We start from the raw sequence: 22,878 nt of genomic DNA on the forward strand, positions 1-22,878 counted from the left end.
GTGAAGCTGGCACGAAGAATTAAAAACAGGCTATTACGATTTAAAAAACGAAAAAATACAAGCAAGACTGTAGCCGAGGAATATACCGGACCGGACAGGGTGTTCTCCATCTTTGATAAAACTGAACAAATTGAAGAGAACAAACAAGTTCCAGTTCGAAAAATATCAAATTTCTCATGGAATGGATCGATATTAACGATTGCCGGTTATATGTATATAAAGGATCTCCCTTTAATGAAGGAAGATCAGGTCAGAAAACGGCTTTTATTGGTTTCAGGCGGAAAGCTTTTTAAAACCGTTTCGCTGCGCGATACCTTGGTTAACCAGGTCGATGTAAGCATTCACCCCGTACTATTTGAAAAATATAAATGGGCCGGCTTTCATCAGCATATCAACTTTTCCAAGCTAATGAATGACAAGCCCCTCCCAGCCGGAGAATATAAGCTTTTCTTAGAAATTGAAGTCGTTGATGACAACAATATCAAACACCAGGAAGTTCACACGGTTGGAAACGTAAGCAACTTCCTTTTAAATGACGTGTACGCAACAAAAATGGATTTTCACTCAGCTAAAAAGCTAATGAAATTTAATTTAATTGTCACGTATGATGAAGACGAAAAAACAATCAATCTGTCATCTAATAAGCTTCAGGAAATTGATCCGAGCTTGCTTGAATTAGATACGGGCAAAGAAGCAAACCGTTACTTAAAAAAAATAAATTCCTTCTTTTTCAGATGGGTTTATCGACTTTGCTGCTTCTCCCCTATTCAGGAGAAAAAAATTGTATTCGCATCAGACAGCCGTGTTGATATGTCGGGAAACTTTGAGTTTGTCTATGATGAGCTGCTCAAAAGGGAAGAAGACTTTGATTTTAAGTTTTTCTTAAAAAGCAGTATCCGTGATCGAAAATCGTTTTTGGAACTTATATCTATGGGTTATCATTTTGCGACGGCTAAATATATTTTTATTGACGATTTTTATCCAATCGTTTATCCATTAAAAATTAGAAAAAATGCGGAGCTCATTCAGCTTTGGCATGCAGTGGGCGCCTTTAAAACGTTTGGCTACAGCCGGATCGGCTTACCGGGCGGTCCATCGCCGCACTCAAAGAACCATCGGAATTATACGAAGGTAGTCGTCAGCTCGGAAAATATTCGCAAGCACTACGCGGAAGGCTTCGGAATCAATATTGAAAATGTCATCTCCACAGGAGTGCCGAGAACTGATTTCTTTTTTGACGATGCGAAAAAAGCTTTTGTCAAAGAACGCTTGTATCAAGAGTTCCCATTTTTGAAAGAGAAAAAGGTCATTTTGTTTGCGCCAACCTTTCGCGGAAACGGACAGCAGTCCGCTCACTACCCGTTTGAAGTGTTAAACTTTGAGAGACTTTATCAAGAATTAAAAGATGATTACATCTTCTTGTTTAAAATCCATCCGTTTGTGAAAAACGATGCAAACATTCCATATCAATACAGTGATTTCTTTTACGACTTTTCCTCGTTTAGAGAAATCAATGAGCTTTTGCTCGTAACTGATATATTAGTAACTGACTATTCTTCTGTTTGTTTTGAATACGCCTTGTTAAACAAACCGATGATCTTTTTCAGCTATGATGTCGATGATTACATCCGTAAACGCGATTTTTATTATGATTATTTTTCCTTTATTCCAGGCCCGCTTGCAAAAACGTCAGAGCAAATGATTTCGATTATTAAAAATGAGCAATATGACTTTAAACAAATCGATTCATTTGTTAATTATTTCTTCGATGACTTGGACGGCAAATCAAGCGAACGTGTCGTAGATCAAATCATCTATCAAAAAGATGAAGACGAACTCGATGATAACGTCAATATGATTTATAAAAAAGGCATTTAAAAGCCCGGCTGTGCATGTGCACACGCCGGGTTTTTCACTCAATTTCTTTCCGTTCGTTCCTTTCCCTTTTCCGTTACTGCAAATTTGCGGACCATTGTTTTGATATGCTCTGTCTTCCGGAAACGAATGGCGGACCAATCCTCGTCAATCGCGATTTGCCTCACCGGCTCATAGCCTTCATCGGCAAGCATGCCGGTAACACTTTCACGGCTGCAATCAGAGCCTTTGTACCTTTTTGAAGACTTTTTTGGATAGCACAGCCATAACAAACCATTATCTTCTGTGGCACTTGCCGCCGTTTTGGCCAATGCTTGCAGCTCTTCATTAGAGGCTCCGAAAGCTTGTACAAAGGGATAGTACTTCTCTTTTGCTTCCTTATGAACATCTCCGGGAAAAGCAGCTAACATTTCATCATAGGTCAGTGGTGCGTTAAGAATGAACACCGGCTGGCCCTGATCCTTATATTGAAGCTTTTTTAGTACGGGATGCATGTCAGAAATCACTTCTCTCTTCCTTAAATTTTATAAGGGAGATTTCACTCTTTCACGTACGCTTCTTTCTTCCCTTTTCCCAGAATTTTCTTCTTTTCTGTCATTATATACATCGACAAAATAAAGCGGACGTTTCTTTGTTTCGATAAAGATTCTGCCGAGATATTCCCCGATGATCCCGATGACAATGAGCTGAATGCCCCCTAACAAAACAATGACGGTCACTAAGGAAGGATATCCGTCTACGCTTTCTCCAAAAAAGATCGTTTTACAGACAATATATAGTAAAAATAAGAACGATGCTCCTGAAATAACTAGTCCAAGAATGGATGAAAGGCGCAATGGCACGGTTGTAAAGGACAGAATACCTTCAATCGCCAAATCAAAAAGCTTTAAATAGTTCCATTTTGTTTTGCCGGCGGCTCGTTCATCTCTGTCATACAAAATTTCTTTTTTGCGATAGCCAATCCAGTCAAACATGCCTTTCGTATAGCGCTGCGATTCACGAAGCTGTTTCAACGCCTCCACACAACGCCGGTCTAGCAGCCTGAAGTCTCCTACATTTTCTTGAATCGGCATACGGGATGATTTTTGCAATACTTGATAGAACGTTTTTGCCGTCCATTTTTTCAGCCAGGTTTCCCCTTTCCGGTGCCTCCGTTTTGCAAATACATCGTCGTATCCCTGTTCCCAGAAGCCGATCATTTCCTCGATTAGCTCAGGTGGATCCTGCAAGTCTGCATCAATAATGATTAAAGCGTCACCTTTGGCATAATCAAAGCCTGCCATCATGGCGACTTCTTTTCCAAAGTTTCGGGACAGGCTAATATACGATACTCTCTTATCAAAGGTTCTCATTTCTTGAACCATTTCCAAAGAACGGTCCTTGCTGCCATCATCGACAAACAAGAATTCAAAATCATAGGATGGAATCTCATCTACTACCTGCAGCAGACGCAAATATAGCTGATCTAGGACTTCTTCCTCATTGTACATAGGAATTAATATCGTAAGAAGTTGTCGGTTCATTTTCCATTACTCCTTTATAAGTATCAGAAGTGGCGGTTACACCATTGTATCTTGTTTAAAATTTTACCGCTACCCTCTATAGTAAAGAAATTTCCATTATGTTAAGGTTAAGAAGTGTAAAATTTTCGTAAATCTTATGTTAAGATCAACTACCAATTTGCTGTTTATGCTATAACGTTCAATAGAGATAAGAATCCAATGACTTTTATGAGGTGTTACATTGCGCTCCTTTTTCAACAATTCATCTAAATTTATTGTACCAATTTCTTGTACTTTACTACCTATTATTTTGATGACCTTTAATTACTTTCTTTTGAATATTTATCCATTTGGAGATCGCTCCATTTTCTTAGTAGACTTGTTTCAGCAATATCGGGTCTACTTTCACTATTATCATGATCTCTTTCATAATGGAGATAGCTTTTTCTACAGCTGGAATGCTGCTCTTGGCATGAATCAAATCGGGTTGTTCGGATATTATTTAAGCAGCCCTTTCAATCTGATTATGGTAGCGTTTAGCCGCAGCGCTCTTCCGGAAACGATATTGGCGGTCACTTTAATCAAAATAGGGTTTTCCAGCTTAACGATGTCTTTTTATTTACGCTCAATCGATGCGATGAAAAAATTAGCCATCGTGATTTTTTCTGTTACTTACTCATTAATGGGTTACGCAATCGTCTATGCGCAAAATATCATGTGGCTTGATGCTCTGATCTATCTTCCGCTGATAATCCTTGGCGTAGACCATATCATAAATAAGAAGAGCTATACGATTTATACGATTTCACTGTCGCTTATGCTCATATCCAACTTCTATCTGTCTTATATGGTAGGGATTTTTACTGCGGGTTATTTTTTATTGTCCCTTCTATACCATACGGCAGAAAAAAAACAAAAAGTGCGTACAGCAATTCGCTTTGGGTTCGGCACTCTGCTATCAGCAGGGATTTCTTTTGTGATCATTTTTCCGACATACTTAAATTTAAGGAATGTAGCCAGCAATAGGTTTTCATTTGATCCTGGAATCCATTCGCCGTTTCTAACCCTGGCTAAGCTTTTTAACGGAATTTACGACACATTAAAAACAAATACCTTGGATCATGCAAATATTTATACCGGCCTGCTCACGCTTTTTTTGGTTGTAATTTTTTTCATTTCCAAAAAAATCAGCAGGCGCGATAAAGCAGTATTTGGTTTGCTTGCATTCTTGGTGTATATCGGCTTTGAGATTGATCTGTTTAATATCATGTGGCACGGTTTTACACCTCCTACGTGGTTTCCTTACCGCTTTTCTTTTATATTTTCTTTTTTATTGGCGGTTATGGCATTTAAAACATTTATTACTTTAGATAGAAGCGACAGAAAATTCATTTGGATCGCTTACGGAGTAATCAGCATTACATTGCTTATTTGCTTCCTTCAGGTTCCAACCAGTGTGATGGCAGTTAAAAACGTGTTATGGAATTTTCTTCTGATCTCTCTGTTTGCTGTCGTTCTTTATTTTCGTGCAGCTTGGTCAAGGTTTACAGTTGTCATCAGCTTGTGCATTCTTGTATTGGTTACAGCCGATTTATCTTCTAACGGATGGATGACAATGAAAAAAATGGATCGCGAATTTCATTTTCGGCCGCATGAAGATGTTGTCCTTAATAAAGATATGACACAAAGCATTAAAAAAATTGAAGAGGCGAACCCCGAGGGCTTTTACCGGATTTCCTCCGATTACAAGAAAAGCAATAACGACGGAATGCTGTATAACTATCCATCAATCGCCCATTTTAGTTCAGTGACTGATGCAAGCCTGACAAGAACCATGCGTGCGTTTGGTTATACAACTCAAGATACGGACAAATGGATTTCGAATACGGGAGGCACACTATTTTCAGATGCATTTCTGGGGACGGCTTATTATATTTCAGGTAACCAGAATAAATTCCCAGATATGAAGACTCTGTCTACTTCGCCACTTGCCATTTTCGAAAATCCTAACGCCTTTCCGCCTGGCTTTATGGTAAATGATGAGATTGAGAAGCTTTCTGACAGCAGCATGTTTGGAAGGTTCGAGGCAAATCCTTATACAATGAATCAGCTTTTGGCTAATAGCGTGCAAAAAGGTGCAAATCTGTTTGACAGAATCGAACCAAAGAGCGTTGAGCTAGTCAATGTAACGAAGGAAGATGAGTCAACATACAAAAAAATTGATCCAAAGCGGGAAGGAAAAGTTATTCTCAAATTTGATTCAGACGAAGAGAACAAGCAACTGTACTTTTATATGCGTCCGACAAGAATAAATGAATCGAAAATTTTCTATAGCGGATACGGACGGCAAACATACCCGGATACTTTATCAAATGGTGCAATTCCTCTGCCTCCATCCAATGGAAAAGAAAAACAGCTGGAAATCATTCTTATGAAGGATCAGCTTAACATACACCAGCTTGAGCTTTTCACTCTCAATAACGACAAGCTTCCTGCTGTCGCTGAAACAGCGAAAGAAAACGGCATGCAGTTTTCGCATTATGACGATGGGCGCTTTTCAGGGACGATTGACTCAAAAGAAGACGGAACGCTTTTTCTAACTGTCCCATTTGATAAAGGCTGGTCCGTAAAGGTTAACGGCCAGCCAGCTGAGGTAAAAAGGGTTGCAGGAGCTTTTATGGGAATCGATCTGCGCAAGGGAACCAATACAATCGAGGCAACCTACATTTCTCCGGGATTTATAACCGGTGTTGCCGTCAGCATTCTCTCTTTGCTTTTGTTTATCGGATTACTTATTTTCACTCGCAGAAAGCGAATAGCCGCAACTTCGTTTTCTGAAGAAAAAAAAGATTAACGCCAAGATGAGCGTAAGCAAAGACAAATAGGAAGAGCATTTTTGAATGAAGGTACGTTCATACTCAGTTGTCAATTTTCCGTCGCCTTGCAAGGTGACGGAAATAAAATCCTTCTCCCCTAATTCGATGGGCAGCTCTTCTCTTTCACCATTTTGGGTATCATATACGTGATACCCTTTATAATAGATTAACGGAAGCTCGATCGTTTGCTTTTGCTCGGTATGATAAGTAAAGGATATTTCGGTTCCGTTCTTTTGATAATTCTCAATTTCCACGTTATCATTGTCTGTCAATTTATGTTTGCTTCTTTTTCTGATATCATCGAGCGTAATATTGACTGGCAAATACTCTTTCCCCGCCCCGATCCACAATGAATTAAGCTCTTCTTTGTCTTCCTTTAATAAGACTTTTTGATCTTTCAAATAATAATTAAATAAAGGCGCATTACTCAGGAGCATGATCAAAGGAATAAGGATATAGAAAATTCTTAATATATCCTTGCGTCCTTTTAACAATTCGTACAGATAGATGCTACCTGATACTGAAAAAAACAACGTTGTGTATAGCAGCAATCTCCACGGAAATTGAATATTGCCAAGAACTCCTTTTGCAATCCCCCATGGAAATAGATTGGTACTCATTAACAAAAAGGCAATTCCCATGAAGGTGAGCCAATCGGCAGTTTTTATCAGACTGCTTTTCTTTTTAACGAATATCCTTATGAAAGGAAGGAGAAGGAATACAAGCCCTACATTCATAGGATAATGTACATTTAGTATGGAAGTTTTAATCAAGTTTATCCAATGTAACGCACTTTCATCGGCCGCGAAGGTAGATGTGTGCTTGATATATAAATCGGATGATATGTATTGCTCCACCATCGGCAGGGTAAAATAAGCCGTCAAGCCAAAGGTTGCTATTCCTGCATAAATCAATGATAAGATCCTTTGTTTCTCTTTCATCAATTTCTGAAAGGACACCAAGGTTATTAGAAGGAGAAGTCCAAAAGTCCAGAGCGTAGTCAAAATGTGCGACAGAAGGACTCCGGTAAAACCTATCGTCAGTATGTACCATTTCTTATTGTCTTCATATAAGACATAGTATACTCCTAATAAAACGAGAGGGATAAAGACCAAAACTACGATTTCCCCGACTGCAGCACGAATATAGATATCTATCATTCGATAAGCTGACATCGTGTAAAAAACGGATGCAAAAAATGCGATACTTTGATGCTTTGAGATCTTCAAAACGCTATAAAACATGGAGATAAAGGTAAAAAATACAGTGATAAACATAAAAATTTTGTACGAGTGGATCATGGAAAAACCCAACACACGAGCGATTGCCGGAATATACAGCATCAAATTAGGATAGAAAAGATCCATCGGATAACCAAAGCCCTGCAAATAGACCGTACTAATATCAGCGAGTAATTTGTTATCCTGCAGAGCTTCTTTGATCCCTTCGATCCGCAAAAGGTGAACCCCTAAGTCGTGACCGAAGTGAAGTGAGTCATTCGTAAAAAACGGGAAAGCCGCGATAAGTGACAAAAACAAAAACATTCCGACGTACATGATCTGATAATTTCTACTCAATGTTGCACCTCTTTTTTTACAAGAAACTTTAGTACAATTTACTGAACCTCATCAGTGTGGGAAACCGATAGTGAAAGCGCTGTAATAAAACCAAGTTTTAGCCTTCGTTCATTATTGCAAGGCTAACAGCATCTAAACTGCTGTGCAGGGATTCAGTTTGCCCGGCGATTTTTCAGAGCTTGTCCCCAAATATAACGGAACGAATAGTACACCAATGAAAAAAGCAGCCGCACACCTTTTAAAGCTTGTGGCATGGGCTGCCCCGCTTACTTCTATTGTATAAAATCTCCATAGTCATTTCCATCGTTGTTTTCCATGAATATTGGATTTATTTGACCGTTTTGAATAGCTCTGTAATTATTGGCAAACGTATCGGCAACATAGCTCGCATGGCTTCTTCTGTTTACCAATATTCGATGAAAGACTGGAACATACAGCTGTTTGCCATTTGTGAATGTTAATAATGAGCCCTTTCCGCTGGGCGCTATTTTTGCGATGTGAGAATAAGCAAGCAATAGGTTGTCGTGCCTTAAAATTGAGGTCGTATTAAAAAAGCAGATTCGATCAAGAGCCGAGAATAGAACGCACAGCATTTTTTGCCCTGGAAGCAAATATTTTGTCGCCTGAATAATTCCTTCATACGTCGTTCCAAGCTGCAAAATATTTTCTTCAAGGATTGTCATTGGCGACTTTTTCACATACACTTCTTGATTCAGTTCGTATACGATGGTGTGAAGTTCTCCGTATTCAGAAAAAGTGGATTTCAAAAGCATTGTACTTAGATTAATAGAATAATCATCTGCGATAATCATGCGATCTCCCTTTTTAAATAGATTTTTTGATTTTAGCTTTTCTGCCCTCTCTTTCAAAAAAAATTCGACTTCAATTTTGCTTGATGTTCTTCTTAGGAGAAGGAACCTTGAGGGAAATTCAGGTGGGGCTGATCTTAGTTCCACTTTGATTATACATAATTCCCTAACAGAAAAATAGATTTTTTAGGTATTTATTACTATTTTTATGTTAATTTTATCTATTTTCGTATTCCCAAAGAACTACCCATTTTTCTTTTTCTTTCACAACATACACTTTTTGGAGGATCGAAAACGTCCCGAATTTACTTTTAAATAGCAGCTTCACTTCGGTCTGATAAACGGTTTCTTTTTGGCTTGTACCCGGGTTTTGCCAATCGTCAATTTTTTTCATGTTCCCTATTTCATAATCAAAGGTTTGGACTCCAAAGTGTCCCATATAAATATGGGATCGCTCCGTTACGTAAGCATTTTTTGAGAATCTGTCTTTCATAGAGGAGTGAAAGAGATTCCATGAGCTTCCGAAGTCGCCTTCCTGCTCACTTTTATAAAACTTGTCAATGACTTGCTCTTGTTCACTCTTGCTGATCGAATGAACAAACCAGGCGGCTAGAACACAGAGAATGGCCACTGCAGCAAGAAAAAATATCATTTTTGCGGCAGTAACTTTCCTTCTTCTCAAAAGCGTCCACCTCTTTTGCTCTTTTTGTCCATTTTATGTAAGAGGTATATGCGCTTATGTTTTATTCTTCAAAAAAAGCAGGCCGCCCGACTTATTCGTCAGGCGAACCCGCTATAGTCCGCGTTACACATGGGAAGCAATAATTGTGCATGTCCCTTCAATTTGAAAATCGCCTGTTTCAGCCGGCAATATGAAGTGGCTTCCTTTTTTGAGAGGATAGGAGACTCCCTCGTGAAGCAATGCGGCTTCTCCAGCAATCACGCTGCCAAGCATAAATGGATGTTCTTGAGAAAGCTCAGCTTGTCCGTCAACATCCCACTTGTAAACAGAAAAATATTCAGCCTGTACAAATGTTTTGATCGTGATTCCTTCTTTTTGAGACGTAGATTCATCCACTAAGCCATCAACGTGCGGAACAGTTGTTACGTCGATTGCTTTATTTAAATGAAGCTCCCGTTTGTTACCGCTTTGATCGGTTCTGTCATAATCATAGACACGATACGTCGTATCCGAGCTTTGCTGAGTTTCAAGAACAAGGGTCCCTTCACATAATGCGTGAATCGTCCCGCTCGGCACATAGAAAAAATCTCCCGGCTTAATCGCTACTCTTCGCAGAAGGCCGTCCCAGTCCCCACTGTTTACCATTGTAACCAGCTCTGTTTTTGACCTAGCAGTATGACCGTAAATCATCTCTGCATTTTCTTTGCAATCAATGATGTACCAGCATTCCGTTTTACCTAGCTCACCGTTTTCGTTTTCGTTCGCATAAATATCATCCGGATGAACTTGTACAGATAAATCCTTGTTCGCGTCTAGTATTTTCGTAAGCAACGGAAACGCCTTTCCTTCAACGTTGCCGAACAGCTCTCTATGATTCTCCCACAGCTCAATCAAGGTTTTGCCTTCATAGGGACCTGATGCTACTTTGTTTGGGCCATTCGGATGTGCTGAAATTGCCCAGCATTCGCCCGTAGTTTCTGAGGGGATGTCATATTCAAACTGATCCTTTAGTGCAGTTCCTCCCCAAATTCGATCCTTGAATTCTGGAATTAAAAAGATTGGTGATTGGCTCATTGCATTTCCCCATTTCGCTAGTAATTTCATTATTATAACTAGTAAATTTTGAAACCCCTCAGTATGTATACCTTCTTTTTACTTTAATTATGGCGGAACGCCTATAGATGGTCAATGCTCCATCCTACCTGTATGGGGAAAACCATAACCAGCGGGGATTATTGCGTATTCCCCTCATTATCAAAGGACCAGAGGCGGAGGTCTTACTGCCCGCTATCACAGAATCACCCCTGCCATCCAGGGAATATTTTCACCCTTTTTCGATACAGTCAGGCAAAGGTTTATCCGGGCTACTTCCTATCGAAACGTCCTATTTTCCATTTATAGAACATCGAACGATAAAAAGATGAAGAACCGGATTACGATTCTTCACCTGTTGCTATTTCATTTTCCGGATAGCTGATCCAATCGCTCCAGCTTCCGGCATACAGCTTTATGTTTTGAAATCCGGCTTGCTTTAAACCGATCACATTCGGACATGCCGAAACGCCTGATCCACAGTACACAATGATTTCTTTCGTTTTATCAAGCCCTGCATAATTCTCTGTTAATCCCTCTACACTTTTCCATCTGCCTTCATCATCGATCACGTTTTTCCAAAAATAATTGACAGCAGTGGGAATATGGCCCGCTTTATGGTCAAGCGGTTCTTCTGCTCCTAAATATCTCGCTTGATCACGAGAATCGACCAGCACGGAGTTTGAATTTCCGATTCTTGCTTTTACACCATTCACATCGACAAGCGCTTCTTCTCTTACACGCGGCACATACTCAACAGCTACTGCTTCCGGCAGCTTTGTAGAAGCCTCCAAGCCTCTTTCCAGCCAGTTTTTGTAGCCGCCGTCTAAAATATGAATGTTTTCATGACCAAGATAATGGAGCTGCCACCAAAAACGCGAGGCATACATTCCCTCATTATCATCGTATGCAATGACTGTTGACTTTGAATGAATCCCGATATCCCCGAGTGCCTTCGTGACTTTTTCGACATCCGGAAGTGGATGCCTCCCTCCATGTTCTCCTAGATCTCCTGATAAATCTAAGTCCAGATCAAGAAAAAAAGCGTCCGGAATATGTCCGGCAAGGTACTCTTTTCGACCTTGCTCAGGCTTGGTTAAATGAAATCGCACATCAACTATCACTGTATCATTCGGATGCTCGTTGACCTGTTTGTATACCCAATTTGGCGATACGATTACTGACATAAAAATCACAGCCTCTCTACGAATGAATTCCCACTATATAACTTTGTTTTATCGTAGCATGTTCACCGGGATTGCTCAATTTTTTGCTTCGATTGTCAAAAATTAAAGTTTTGTAAATCAATCTCTCCAAGTTCATATCTTTGAATTCATTCGGGTAATTTCTTAATATGTTATTCTGCAGGAAATTAGGATGTCATTGACATCGATTTTCGTCAGGCTTTGCATCTGAGGTTCGATGAGATAATGACTCCAAACAACGGGAGCGATCCATGAGACATGCTAACGGAGACCCCCCTACTTCAATGACCAAAAAGCCTGGAGGTTTAAGGTTTTGCTGCTTTGTTAATGCGGGATCCAAAGGAGGAATGATACCCGTGACACGATCATTGGATAAAGGAAGCAAGCCGATTAATCAAAAGACTATTGCTGCTGTTCTGATCGCGGGAGCGTTTGTTGGGATTTTGAACCAGACGTTATTAATCACCGCTCTACCGATCATAATGCATGATATGAATGTCAACCCAAGCCAAGTACAATGGCTAACTACCATTTTCCTATTAACAAATGGGATCATGATTCCGATTACGGCTTTTTTGATTTCTAAATTTACGACGAGACAGTTATATTTGGCAGCAATGGGGTTATTTGCATTTGGCACATTTCTTGCCGCTGTTGCCCCCGTTTTTTCTGCTTTGCTTGTTGGAAGGGTAATCCAGGCGGCAGGAGCAGGCATATTAATTCCATTAATGCAAACGATATTCTTGAATATATTTCCTGAAGAAAAGCGCGGATCAGTTATGGGATTCGTAGGATTGGTTATCTCCTTTGCCCCCGCCATAGGACCAACACTTTCCGGCTGGATCATTGGCCATGGTTCATGGAGACTCTTGTTTTATATTATCCTGCCGATTGCTTTGATTAATATCGCCTTTGCCTGGTATTCTCTCAAAAATATAACCGAGCAAACGAACCCGAAATTAGATATTCTTTCAATCTTGTTGTCTACTTTAGGTTTCGGAGGGATGCTATATGGCTTCAGCGTGGCAGGTTCTGACGGATGGTCATCGTCACAAGTTATGTTTTCCCTGATTGGCGGTGCGCTTGCACTTGTTCTCTTTATTTGGAGGCAGCTGATTTTGTCAGCTCCGATCATGGAGTTTCGAGTGTTTAAATCTCCTTTGTTTGCGATCAGTTCAGCAATAGGAATCGTGATCTTTGCGTCACTTATAGGTGCAGAAACAGTTTTGCCGATTTACGTTCAGGATATAAGAGGGTTTTCAGCACTCGACTCAGGTTTGATGCTTCTTCCCGGCGCAATAATGATGGGAATTATGTCGCCTATTACCGGCAGAATTTTTGACAAGGTCGGAGCAAGAGGGCTCTCAATTACAGGATTGTTTTTATTAACTGCTTCAACTTTGCCTTTCTCGTTCCTAAATGATGCAACGCCATTTTGGTATATGACCGTCATGTTCACGATTCGGATGGCCGGGATTTCCATGGTTATGATGCCAATAATGACAGCTGCGCTCAATGAGCTTAACAACCGATTGATTCCGCATGGAACTGCGATGATCAATACGTTGAACCAAATTGGAGGATCTATCGGCACAGCCGTATTAATCACCGTATTTTCAACATCATCCGCAGCTTCGAACGCATCATCATCCGCAGCTGCAACACATGGTGTAAACAGTGCATTTTTCGTCGCAACTGTGATTTCTTTCGTTGGTTTTGTTCTCTCCATGTTTATTAAACGGAAGGCAAATACAAAAGAGAAGACTGTACAAGGAGTGCCTAAGTCATCCATTAATTAATAGGAAGGGTAGAGTTAACGCGGGATCATCAACTGCTAACTCTATCCTTTTTTTAATTTCCCACCTCACCCGCAACCACCTTTTTCCATTATATAATAATTATTTCTCAAACTATCGTTTTTTTGCTATAATAGCTTATGCTTCATCAATTAACCGAACAGTAAAGTCAAACAAATGGAGATATATGTTATGAATAGAACTGACTTAAAAAAACAAAAGAAGAGAAAATTTAGGTGGTTTCGCTTCATTCTTTTTCTTATGGTTTTTATATTAATAGCAGGTACTGCTTATTGGATTGTCCAATATAATAGCGGGAAATCGGCCGCAAGCGAGGATGCGCCTAAAAAAGAAGACTATCAATTTGACGGTTCGATCCCAAATAACGGCGAAATGAACGTCCTCCTTTTGGGAAGTGACAGCCGCGGGGAAGAACTCGCGCGAACCGATACAATTATGATCGCCCATTATTCGGATAAACAAAAACAGCCAAAGCTCATCAGCATCATGCGAGATTCCTACGTAAGTATTCCAGGCTACGGCAATAATAAAATAAATGCTGCTTTTGCATTTGGCGGACCTGACCTGTTACGCAAAACGATTGAAGAAAATTTCGGAATAGATATTAACTACTACGCCATTGTCGACTTTGAAGGCTTTGAAAAAGTGGCGGATATCGTTGCGCCGAACGGGATAAAAGTCAATGTTCCGCACAAGATGTCAGAAGGTATCGGAATGACGCTTCAACCAGGAGAACAAACCTTAAAAGGAAAACAGCTTCTAGGATATGTCCGTTACCGAAAAGACACCCAAAGTGATTTTGGCCGCGTCGCACGCCAGCAGGAAGTCTTGTCAAAAATGAAAGAAGAAGCAACGGACATAGAAAGCATCACCCAGCTGCCGAAAATTCTTGGTACAATTGAACCTTATGTTACAACCAATGTCCCATCAACTGCCTTTTTAGGCTTAGGAAGAGATATTGTACTTGGTGATACAAAAGAAGTTGATACTCTGCGGATACCGGTCGACGGTTCATATACAGATCAGAGCTATAGTAATATTGGATCCGTACTTGATCTGGACATCGAAGAAAACAGCCAAGCTATCAAAGATTTCCTGGCTGGTAAAGCGAGCCAAGAATCCGATTCATCATCGTAACGAAAAGCCCTTTCTTTTAATAGAAAGGGTTTTTTTGTACTGATTGCCCTACTCATTTTTTGGGTAATAAGAAAACCCCGGATATTTGACGACCGGCCATTTCTCCTTCCGCAGCGCATTTATCAATTCCGGCCCTGCATGTAAGTGCTCTTGAACGAGCTCTTTCGGAGTCAGCGCCATCCACTGGTTTAATGACACATCGGCAAAGCGATTACTTTTGAAAATTTCCAGAAACCAAAGGCTTTTTGTACCTGTATTTTGGATGTAGTGTCCCATAGCGAACGGAACATATCCTACATCACCTGCCCGATAATCAAACGTTCTGGCCGTACCGCTCGCTCCGAAGACTGTCATGCGGCCGGTTCCCGTAAGGTAGTACTGCCACTCATCGTTATTCGGATGCCAATGCATTTCTCTCATTCCGCCCGGCTTGACTTCAACCAATGCCGCAGCGATCGTCGTCGATATCGGGAAGTTGCTGGAATCAACAATGCGAACCGTCCCGCCAGGAGTAACGATGGGCTTCTGGGCAAGCAGCCGATGTGTGAAGCTCTTCGGCACAGTGCCATATGGATCCGGTACCTTCTGGCTTTCTAATGAGCCGGGTACGTTTGCCTGGAAAATGTATCGCTGTTTTTTTGGAATACGGGCAAAGGCACTTACTGGTATACCAAAATTCGCCGACAAAACCTCCTTAGGTGTATGCGCGAACCAATCGGTAATAGAGAAAGTGTCAAGATCGGTGAAGCTGCCGTCATCAAAGACAAGCAGAAATTCACATCCTTCCTCCAGCCCTTGAATCGAGTGCGGAATTCCAGCGGGAAAGTACCATAAGTCTCCTTCGCCTACATCTGCGATAAAGTTCCTTCCATCCTGATCGACTGAAGTGATTCGTGCACGTCCCAAAATCATATAGGCCCATTCCGCCTGCTTATGCCAATGTAACTCACGTACACCGCCCGGGGTCAGGCGCATATTCACCCCCGCAAGCGTGGTTGCGATCGGCAGCTCCCTAACCGTTATTTCCCGAGACCAGCCGCCGTGATTTAACTGCATATGGGTATCAGAGTAAGAAAATTTTAAATTAGGGATCGTTCCAGCGTCGGTGACGGCGGAACCAGCATGTCGGGATTCTCAAGGTCCCTCATAACGTCTCGAGGTCCGAGATCCGTCGCACCTGCACCATCATCTCTGATCGGCTGCGGTATATCATTCGTCCTATTTGTAAACCTAGATTCCATCAATTATGCTCCTCTCATCGTACTTGATGGATGATTCCTGTATCAGTATATGAAGGCGATTTCTTAATATACGCCAATCCACTCTGTTAGGAACTATAGGGAGCGGACCAAACTTGATTTGTTCTCCCTCGCAAAAATTGCCATGCTTTTCATAAATTGATAGAGTAGTTTTGGAGTTCAACATTAGATTAGGCGGTGTGAAAATGGCAAACCATGTTGTCATTGTTGAAGACGAGAAAGAAATAGGAGAAGTAATAGTCGAACATTTACAGGAAAAAGGGTACCGTACAACCTGGATAAAGAGCGGAGAAGACTTGATCAATTATCTGGAGGACTGTGATTTGATTCTGCTTGATGTCATGCTTCCGGGGCTAGATGGATTTACGATCGGCAGCAGAATAAAGAGCCGTCATCCGAACCTCCCTATCATCCTTTTGACTGCCCGTTCTGCCATAGATGATAAGTTAAATGGCCTTGAATTTGCCGATGATTACATTACGAAACCCTTTCATCCAGATGAGCTGACTGCCCGGATGGAAATCTGCTTGAGAAGATATGATAAAAAGCAAGAAAGCATCATTCATATCCGCCATCTGAAAATAAATTTGGAAGGCTATGAAGTTTTCAATCTAGAAACCGATGAAACGATCCCTTTAACGGAAACCCAATTTAAGCTGCTGTTTACGATGGTCAAGCATGCAAATCAAATTCTAACAAAGGAACGGCTGTACGAATTGATTTGGGATCAAACGTATGTGGAAGGGGACAAAACCTTGAGTGTACATATCCGCTACTTGCGAAAAAAAATCGAAAAGGATCCGAATCATCCCCTCATAATCGAAACAATCCGGGGAATCGGCTACAGAGTGAAGCAATGAATCTAACAAAAAAGTACGTCATGCTCATTGTGCTGTCGATTTTTATGCTTCCCCTTACTTATTTCGGTATTTCCTTATTCCTTTTTTTCGGCGTCAATTTTTTTGCACCTGATCTTCATCCGAGCTATGACGAGAAAACCGTGACAGAATCGGTAAATGAAACAACAGCAGAAATAGCGCCTAATAACAAGCAACAGCTGATGGAACAGTTGAAAAACGAATATCCCGAATCAACTGTCTCCATTTTGGCTTCCGATGGGCAACTGATAAAACCAAATCAGAAAGAAACAGAGAAATGGACTCCGTCTCAAGCAGCTGCAGAGACTGAAAAGATGAAAGGCAGCCGCGACTTTATGCTGCTAGTGCCTTTAAAGGATGATTCGGTGCTGTATTTCCGAATGGATGATTCCCTGTTTTTAAACAAGTGGCAAAGAAATAGCAGCCTTTATGCCCCCGTTTACTTTCTATTTATGTTATTAGCTTGGGCTGGATTTATTTATTTGTCATGGTTATTTTTCAAGAGAATAAAAAATAGGCTCATCCAATTAGGCAAGCAAATGCAGCTAGGTACTGACAAGACGATTCCTGCCCCAGTGAAAATCATTCAGAAAGACGAAATCGGCGAGCTTGAGCATGCTTTTAACGATATGATCGCCGAGCTTAAAGCGAGCCGTGAGCAAGAACAGAAGGAATCAGAAATCAGACGAAAACTGATTGCCGATCTTTCGCACGATTTACGGACGCCGCTTACCGTGATGAATGCTCATGCTTATAAACTGCAAAAGGAGCCTTTATCATTGGAAGGGAAAAAGTCGTTGGATATTATGACAGCTAAGGCTGCATCAGCAAGCCAAATGATGGACAACCTTACCTACGTTGCCCTTCTCCACGCGCATAAAATTCCGATGAAGCCCCAGAAGCAAGATTTATCAAAGCTGATCAGGGACAAATTAGTCGAATGGTATCCAATGCTGGAAGAAAACGAGATTCTGACGGATGTTTCACTCGATAAACAGTTCCAATGGTTCATCGATAAGCAGTGGTTTACACGAATCCTTGATAACCTTTTCCAAAATGTCATTCGCCACGCAAAGGACGGACGCTACCTCCTTGTGAAAACAGATGAGGCAAATACTTATGAACGGCTCATCATTAAAGACAAAGGTCCAGGGATGGCAGCTGATTCTGAAAACCGCGGAGCAAATATTGGCTTTACCATTGTCAAGGAGATGACAAGCCAGATGGGTTTAGAGCTTACAGTCCATAGCTCGAATGAAGGAACAGAAATTCACATATTAAAAAAAGAAGGACTTTAACCAGATTTTAACCTTCCGTTTGCCATCGTTTTAACCTCTCTTTCTTATACTTGAAACACATTATTGAAAGAGGTGGAAAACATTGAGCGATGTACTCGTAACAGTAGATGACCTAACCTTTTCCCTGAACAAACAGCCGTTGTTAAAAAACATTAGCGCCCATTTCCAGAAAGGGAGAATATACGGCCTTCTCGGGCCAAACGGGGCTGGAAAAACGACACTCCTTAAATCTCTTCTCGGTGTGTTCACGCCGGATCACGGACAAGTAACGTATAAAGGTGAGCCCATCGATTCACAAAAGGATTACCTGCACCGTGTAGGAAGTGTTATTGAATATCCAGGGTTTTATGAGCATTTAACCTTGGAGGAAAATTTAATATTGCATATGAAAACTCTCCGATTAAAAACGGACCGTGAACATATACGAAGTATGCTTGGAAGGGTTGGCTTAACTGAGCATATCCAGAAAAAATTTTCGCAAACGTCTCTTGGCATGAAACAGCGTCTGGGATTGGCTCGAGCGATGATCCATGATCCGGAATTTTTATTGCTTGATGAGCCGACAAACGGACTTGATCCGCGAGGAATTAAAGAAATGCGTGACGTTCTGCTTGAGCTGGCAAGAAATGAAAAGCGGTCCATTCTTCTATCCAGCCACATTCTTAGTGAGATCAGCAAACTGGCAGATGAGCTGCTGATCATGAAAAATGGAGAAATCGTCTTTCGTGCAGCAGTGCCCGACCATAACCAAACGTTTCATTCTTATCAAATAGAAGGATCGGAGGAGCATTTGCGAAAGCTGGCCGCAATCTTTCACCACTCCATGATCCGTCTCGAAAAGAGTTCAATCACAATGGCTTCTGCAAGAGATTTGTCAGAAATCACGGAATCTGTCGAAAAACTGAAGTGCAAAATCTCCGTAAAAAAAGAACTCACCTTAGAAGAATTGTACCTTGAGCTCTTAGAACAGGGGGAAGCTTAATATGATTCATTTGATTCAGACGGAATGGATGAAATGGAAACGGCTGATGCTCATACCGTTCGTTGTTTTGGTCAGCTTTTTTCCGCTCTTATTAAATACGTTTGCTATGAAACTATCAAAGAGAGAACCGGATATTGAGTGGTATTATTTCACTGTTTTTAATCAATATAGCTTTTTGTTTCCCGCTGTCTTGATGGTGTTCGCCGGATTTCTTTTTTATCAGGAATACAAAAACAGAACGGTCATGAACTGGCTGAGCTACCCGTACTCCGCCCGGCAAATGATCCTCGCCAAAATGTATTGTATTGCGATCAGCATTTTCGCCCTTTCATTGCTTAATCACTTCGGCCTGCTGCTTTTCATGCAGATTCTGTTTTCAGAAGAGGCATCACTTTCACTACTAGCAAACAGGCTGCTAAGCTCTGTCGTCTTTACCCTGATTAGCCTGGCAGCAGTTCCAGCCGTTGCGACATTTATGATTTGGACAAAAAATATCTTAATAGTTTCATTCGCAGCGTTAGGAATAATGTTTGCAACGACCTTAATGATTGGCGCTGATTTTTCAATCATCAATCCATTTGCGTTTGCATACAGAGTCTCTATCTGGATTTTTGAGCCGTCGTTTTCCTATGAAAACCCAATGCTATATGTCTTTGGCAGCTTCATCTTGCTTGCCTATATCGCAGTTTCTTTTTTCGTTCTGCATCTATTTTCAAAAAAACCGCAATGGCTGATGGGATAGCCAGGAAGGAGGGCTAGTTTAATGGAGATCATTCTCTTTATCGTTTCACTCGCCGCTTTTGTATCGTCAATTATTTGCTTCGGTTACAACATCGTTGTCAATGGCGCGAAAGAAGTTTTTAACACGAAGAACAAGCTTGTAAAGGCATCGATAGCTTTATTCCTGGTCTATGCCGTGACTTTTGTATTCTTTTTATTGTTGTGGAATTAGTAAAGGGGCTCTCCATAAAGTCATCTTGACTGACTTTATGGACAACCCCATTTAGGTTATAAAATTTATGCAAAGTGACAAGCCACAAATCGATCTTCTTCTACTTTTCTATATTCCGGTGCTTTATCTTTGCAAATTTCTTCAGCATATGGGCATCTCGTATGAAATTTGCATCCTGGAGGAGGAGACGAAGGATCAGGAATATCTCCTTTAAGAACGATACGATCTCTTCTCTGAGTAGGATCAGGAATTGGAACTGCAGATAACAGGGCTTTCGTATACGGATGAAGCGGGTTTGAGAAAATCTTGTCTCTTGGGGCCATTTCCATGAGATTGCCAAGATAGAGTACCCCTATTTGTGAACAAAGATGCTCAACAACACTTAAATCATGAGAAATAAACAAGTATGTTAATCCCTTTTCCTTCTGCAGATCACTGAATAGATTAATGATTTGGGCTTGGATAGAGACATCTAAAGCAGAAACAGGTTCATCAGCAACAATTAGATCAGGATTTAATATGGCCGCTCTAGCAATTCCGATGCGCTGCCGCTGTCCCCCTGAGAATTCGTGAGGATAACGATCATAATAATAAGAAGGTAGCCCACAAAGCTCGAGTACCTCTTCCACTCTCTTTCTTACTTCTTTTTTTCCTAATAGCTGATGATCGAGTGTTGCTTCACCAATGGCATCACCAATACGTATTCGCGGATTGAGTGAACTAAATGGATCCTGAAAAACAAATTGCAGCTTTTTTCGAAGCAGTCTCATTTCTTGCTTAGAGAGTGAGAAAAGATCGATTCCATCATACATAACGCTTCCTGCTGTTTTATCTAATAGACGCAATATTGTGCGCCCAATAGTACTCTTTCCGCTTCCTGATTCCCCAACAAGGCCAAAAGTTTCCCCCCGTTTAATTGTAAAACTGACATTATCAACGGCCTTTACTTGTCCAATCTTTCTGCCAAAAAGTCCTCCAGAAACAGGATAATATTTTTTTAGGTTTTGTACTTCAATTAAATTCTCTTTCATCCTGTCTCCTCCTCTTGCAACCAGCAAGCAACCTGATGACCGACTTTTGTCTTTTTTAATGCCGGCTGCTTTTCTCGGCATACCGGCATACAATATTCACATCTATCACTAAATAGGCAAAAGCCATCTACATTGGTTAGGTTTGGCACCTGGCCAGGAATCGAATATAGCCTGTCTTTTCTTTGGTTTATCACTGGTTTTGACTTTAATAATCCTTTTGTATAAGGATGCTGTGGATTTTTAAATAGCTCATATACTGATGCCTGCTCAACAATTTTCCCTGCGTACATAACCACGACATAATCCGCCACTTCTGCCACAACTCCAAGATCGTGGGTAATTAAAAGGATAGATGTGTTTTTCTCCTCATTAACCTTTTTTAATAGCTCAAGGATCTGCGCTTGAATCGTAACATCTAAGGCAGTCGTAGGTTCATCTGCTATTAATAACTTAGGGTTGCAGCTTAAAGCGATCGCGATCATTATTCTTTGCAGCATTCCTCCGCTTAACTGATGGGGGTAGCTTTCTGCAATTTTTTTTGTTCCGGGAATCCCGACAAGCTCAATCAACTCGAGGACCAACTTCTTGGCATTTTTTCTGGAAATCTGCCGATGCTCAAGGATTGCTTCTTCAATTTGATGGCCAATTTTCAACACTGGATTTAGGGATGACATGGGCTCTTGAAAAATCATAGCAATGTCGTTACCTCTTAAACGATTCATCTCTCTTTTTCTAGCTTTTAAAAGATCCTGCCCGTTAAACCAAACCTCACCGCTCATAACTTTTCCTGTAGCTTCATCAATTAAACCCATTAAGGTCATCGCGGTTACACTCTTCCCGCAGCCCGACTCTCCAACGATGCACACCGTTTCCCCTTCTTTTATACGAAAGCTGATGTCGTTAACAGCTTTTACGATTCCGTTTTCAGTTGAAAAATGAATACTAATATTTTTTATATCCATAATGGTTTTTGGTGCGGTTGACATGTATTACTTCCTCCCTTTTATATTCGGATCTAAGGCATCCCTCAAACCATCACCAAGTAGATTAATGCTTACTACCGTTGCAAATATTGCTAATCCAGGAGGGATCCACAGCCAAGGTCTTCTTTGAAAATCGATTAGTGAATTGGCTGAGTCTATCATATTGCCCCATGAAGCTGTTGGAGGAACGACTCCCAAACCAAAATAACTAAGTACAGATTCACTTAATATTGCGCCCCCAACACTTAGAGTAGCCGAGACAATAAGTATAGGAATAATATTAGGCATTAAATGACCAAATAGCTTTCTTCTATCCTTGAGACCTAAGGCGTCAGCTGCATGCATAAATTCACGTTCTCTTAAACTCAAAACCTGGCTTCTTACGAGTCGGGCAAGTCCCGGCCAACCAACGAAACTCAGCATGATCATGACGATATATAACCTAGTATCCGCAGGCACCTTCCAATCGGACATAACTGCTGCCATAATGAACAAAAGTGGAAGCCCAGGTATCGTCATTAGTACATCCGCTGTTCTCATAATCACTTGATCTACTATTCCACGATAATATCCTGCAACAATCCCAAGTGCTGCCCCAATTGAAACAGAAAGTACCATGGATCCAAGACCAACCGTTAGGGATATTCTTCCTGCTTGCATCACCCTGGTAAGAATATCTCTGCCAAGCTTGTCAGTCCCCAACCAGTGAGAGGCATTCGGTGCACTATTGATATTTAATGTATCCACTTTATTTCCTGCATAAGGAGAAAATAGAGGTCCAATAAAACAAAAAACAAATATAAAAACAAGGAAGTATAATCCTCCCATTGCCATTCTGTTTTTCATTAGTCTTCGAAAGGTTAATCTCCAAATTGATACTGGTTTCTTTATCGATCTTGTGTTCACATGTTCTCTAGAAATTC

20 protein-coding genes and 1 pseudogene are annotated in these 22,878 nt (G+C 40.9%); 10 read left to right on the forward strand and 11 right to left on the reverse strand.

What is annotated here, in order from left to right; genetic code table 11:
• A complete protein-coding gene (locus tag JOC74_RS09420) occupies positions 1-1,878 on the forward strand; it encodes a CDP-glycerol glycerophosphotransferase family protein (RefSeq protein ID WP_053604335.1) in 1,878 nt (625 codons plus the stop codon).
• A 38-nt stretch (positions 1,879-1,916) separates the two neighbouring features.
• On the opposite strand, the gene JOC74_RS09425 is transcribed toward JOC74_RS09420, so the two are convergent.
• Both JOC74_RS09425 and JOC74_RS09430 read right to left on the reverse strand, forming a co-directional pair.
• Complete coding sequence (locus tag JOC74_RS09425) at positions 1,917-2,378, reverse strand: hypothetical protein (RefSeq protein ID WP_053606117.1); 462 nt, start codon at positions 2,376-2,378, stop codon at positions 1,917-1,919.
• A 21-nt stretch (positions 2,379-2,399) separates the two neighbouring features.
• Positions 2,400-3,398 carry a glycosyltransferase family 2 protein gene (locus tag JOC74_RS09430; protein ID WP_053604336.1) on the reverse strand — a complete coding sequence of 333 codons (999 nt, stop codon included), beginning with the start codon at positions 3,396-3,398 and terminating at the stop codon, positions 2,400-2,402.
• A gap of 220 nt (positions 3,399-3,618) precedes the next feature.
• Between JOC74_RS09430 and JOC74_RS09435 the strand changes: the two genes are divergently transcribed.
• Positions 3,619-6,231, forward strand: a complete 2,613-nt coding sequence (locus tag JOC74_RS09435; protein ID WP_053604337.1) for a YfhO family protein — start codon at positions 3,619-3,621, stop codon at positions 6,229-6,231.
• Here JOC74_RS09435 and JOC74_RS09440 read toward each other — a convergent pair.
• Entirely contained in the window at positions 6,166-7,830 is a 1,665-nt protein-coding gene (locus JOC74_RS09440; protein ID WP_053604338.1) for a putative glycosyltransferase family protein, read from the reverse strand. The two genes, JOC74_RS09435 and JOC74_RS09440, sit on opposite strands and share 66 nt — an antisense overlap.
• Before the next feature lie 157 nt (positions 7,831-7,987).
• On the opposite strand from JOC74_RS09440, the gene JOC74_RS23910 reads away from it, so the two are divergent.
• Positions 7,988-8,113, forward strand: a complete 126-nt coding sequence (locus JOC74_RS23910) for a hypothetical protein (protein WP_280881971.1) — start codon at positions 7,988-7,990, stop codon at positions 8,111-8,113.
• Here the strand turns inward: JOC74_RS23910 and JOC74_RS09445 are convergent.
• From JOC74_RS09445 to JOC74_RS09460, 4 genes are all read right to left on the reverse strand, one after another.
• Positions 8,103-8,642: a competence protein ComK gene (locus tag JOC74_RS09445; protein WP_148564336.1), complete on the reverse strand. Its 540-nt coding sequence runs from the start codon at positions 8,640-8,642 to the stop codon at positions 8,103-8,105. The two genes, JOC74_RS23910 and JOC74_RS09445, sit on opposite strands and share 11 nt — an antisense overlap.
• A 214-nt stretch (positions 8,643-8,856) precedes the next feature.
• Positions 8,857-9,321, reverse strand: coding sequence for a hypothetical protein (locus JOC74_RS09450; RefSeq protein ID WP_053604340.1), 465 nt, complete (start codon positions 9,319-9,321; stop codon positions 8,857-8,859).
• 123 nt (positions 9,322-9,444) lie between these two features.
• Positions 9,445-10,395, reverse strand: coding sequence for a mannose-6-phosphate isomerase, class I (gene manA / locus JOC74_RS09455; RefSeq protein ID WP_053604341.1), 951 nt, complete (start codon positions 10,393-10,395; stop codon positions 9,445-9,447).
• A gap of 359 nt (positions 10,396-10,754) precedes the next feature.
• A complete protein-coding gene (locus JOC74_RS09460; protein ID WP_053604342.1) occupies positions 10,755-11,600 on the reverse strand; it encodes a sulfurtransferase in 846 nt (281 codons plus the stop codon).
• Positions 11,601-11,986: 386 nt separating this feature from the next.
• On the opposite strand from JOC74_RS09460, the gene JOC74_RS09465 reads away from it, so the two are divergent.
• The gene (locus tag JOC74_RS09465) at positions 11,987-13,417 is read left to right on the forward strand and encodes an MDR family MFS transporter (protein ID WP_053606118.1); all 1,431 of its coding nucleotides are present in this window, start codon (positions 11,987-11,989) and stop codon (positions 13,415-13,417) included.
• Between the two features lie 189 nt (positions 13,418-13,606).
• Complete coding sequence (locus JOC74_RS09470; protein WP_098945245.1) at positions 13,607-14,572, forward strand: LCP family protein; 966 nt, start codon at positions 13,607-13,609, stop codon at positions 14,570-14,572.
• 48 nt (positions 14,573-14,620) lie between these two features.
• Here the strand turns inward: JOC74_RS09470 and JOC74_RS09475 are convergent.
• Positions 14,621-15,813, reverse strand: a pseudogene (locus tag JOC74_RS09475) (oxalate decarboxylase family bicupin).
• A gap of 203 nt (positions 15,814-16,016) precedes the next feature.
• Here JOC74_RS09475 and JOC74_RS09480 point away from each other — a divergent pair.
• The 5 genes from JOC74_RS09480 (at position 16,017) to JOC74_RS09500 (ending at position 19,941) form a co-directional block, all read left to right on the forward strand.
• Positions 16,017-16,691: a response regulator transcription factor gene (locus JOC74_RS09480; RefSeq protein ID WP_053604344.1), complete on the forward strand. Its 675-nt coding sequence runs from the start codon at positions 16,017-16,019 to the stop codon at positions 16,689-16,691.
• Positions 16,688-18,007, forward strand: a complete 1,320-nt coding sequence (locus tag JOC74_RS09485; protein ID WP_053604345.1) for a sensor histidine kinase — start codon at positions 16,688-16,690, stop codon at positions 18,005-18,007. Before JOC74_RS09480 ends, JOC74_RS09485 begins: the two co-directional genes overlap by 4 nt.
• An 82-nt stretch (positions 18,008-18,089) precedes the next feature.
• A complete protein-coding gene (locus JOC74_RS09490; protein ID WP_053604346.1) occupies positions 18,090-18,989 on the forward strand; it encodes an ABC transporter ATP-binding protein in 900 nt (299 codons plus the stop codon).
• A gap of 1 nt (position 18,990) precedes the next feature.
• Positions 18,991-19,731 carry an ABC transporter permease gene (locus tag JOC74_RS09495; RefSeq protein WP_053604347.1) on the forward strand — a complete coding sequence of 247 codons (741 nt, stop codon included), beginning with the start codon at positions 18,991-18,993 and terminating at the stop codon, positions 19,729-19,731.
• Between the two features lie 21 nt (positions 19,732-19,752).
• Positions 19,753-19,941, forward strand: coding sequence for a hypothetical protein (locus JOC74_RS09500; protein WP_053604348.1), 189 nt, complete (start codon positions 19,753-19,755; stop codon positions 19,939-19,941).
• 65 nt (positions 19,942-20,006) lie between these two features.
• Here the strand turns inward: JOC74_RS09500 and JOC74_RS09505 are convergent, their stop codons facing one another.
• The 3 genes from JOC74_RS09505 to opp4C are packed head-to-tail and all read right to left on the reverse strand — an operon-like array spanning position 20,007 to position 22,861.
• The gene (locus tag JOC74_RS09505; protein WP_053604349.1) at positions 20,007-20,972 is read right to left on the reverse strand and encodes an ABC transporter ATP-binding protein; all 966 of its coding nucleotides are present in this window, start codon (positions 20,970-20,972) and stop codon (positions 20,007-20,009) included.
• Positions 20,969-21,958 (reverse strand): ABC transporter ATP-binding protein, encoded by a 990-nt coding sequence (locus tag JOC74_RS09510; RefSeq protein WP_053604350.1) that lies wholly within the window; start codon positions 21,956-21,958, stop codon positions 20,969-20,971. Before JOC74_RS09510 ends, JOC74_RS09505 begins: the two co-directional genes overlap by 4 nt.
• A gap of 3 nt (positions 21,959-21,961) precedes the next feature.
• The gene (opp4C, locus tag JOC74_RS09515) at positions 21,962-22,861 is read right to left on the reverse strand and encodes an oligopeptide ABC transporter permease (RefSeq protein WP_225970398.1); all 900 of its coding nucleotides are present in this window, start codon (positions 22,859-22,861) and stop codon (positions 21,962-21,964) included.
• Between the last annotated feature and the right edge of the window lie 17 nt (positions 22,862-22,878).

The organism is Bacillus capparidis (assembly GCF_017832095.1).
Classification (GTDB): domain Bacteria; phylum Bacillota; class Bacilli; order Bacillales; family Bacillaceae; genus Bacillus; species Bacillus gobiensis.

What these genes read in the sequence shown, in the direction of transcription:
- JOC74_RS09485 (WP_053604345.1), top strand. Translation starts at nt 16,688, where the DNA reads ATGAATCTAACAAAAAAGTACGTCATGCTCATTGTGCTGTCGATTTTT.
- JOC74_RS09510 (WP_053604350.1), bottom strand. Translation starts at nt 21,958, where the DNA reads ATGTCAACCGCACCAAAAACCATTATGGATATAAAAAATATTAGTATT.
- JOC74_RS09470 (WP_098945245.1), top strand. Translation starts at nt 13,607, where the DNA reads ATGAATAGAACTGACTTAAAAAAACAAAAGAAGAGAAAATTTAGGTGG.
- JOC74_RS09505 (WP_053604349.1), bottom strand. Translation starts at nt 20,972, where the DNA reads ATGAAAGAGAATTTAATTGAAGTACAAAACCTAAAAAAATATTATCCT.
- JOC74_RS09460 (WP_053604342.1), bottom strand. Translation starts at nt 11,600, where the DNA reads ATGTCAGTAATCGTATCGCCAAATTGGGTATACAAACAGGTCAACGAG.
- JOC74_RS09495 (WP_053604347.1), top strand. Translation starts at nt 18,991, where the DNA reads ATGATTCATTTGATTCAGACGGAATGGATGAAATGGAAACGGCTGATG.
- JOC74_RS09430 (WP_053604336.1), bottom strand. Translation starts at nt 3,398, where the DNA reads ATGAACCGACAACTTCTTACGATATTAATTCCTATGTACAATGAGGAA.
- JOC74_RS09500 (WP_053604348.1), top strand. Translation starts at nt 19,753, where the DNA reads ATGGAGATCATTCTCTTTATCGTTTCACTCGCCGCTTTTGTATCGTCA.
- manA (WP_053604341.1), bottom strand. Translation starts at nt 10,395, where the DNA reads ATGAGCCAATCACCAATCTTTTTAATTCCAGAATTCAAGGATCGAATT.
- JOC74_RS09445 (WP_148564336.1), bottom strand. Translation starts at nt 8,642, where the DNA reads ATGATTATCGCAGATGATTATTCTATTAATCTAAGTACAATGCTTTTG.
- JOC74_RS09480 (WP_053604344.1), top strand. Translation starts at nt 16,017, where the DNA reads ATGGCAAACCATGTTGTCATTGTTGAAGACGAGAAAGAAATAGGAGAA.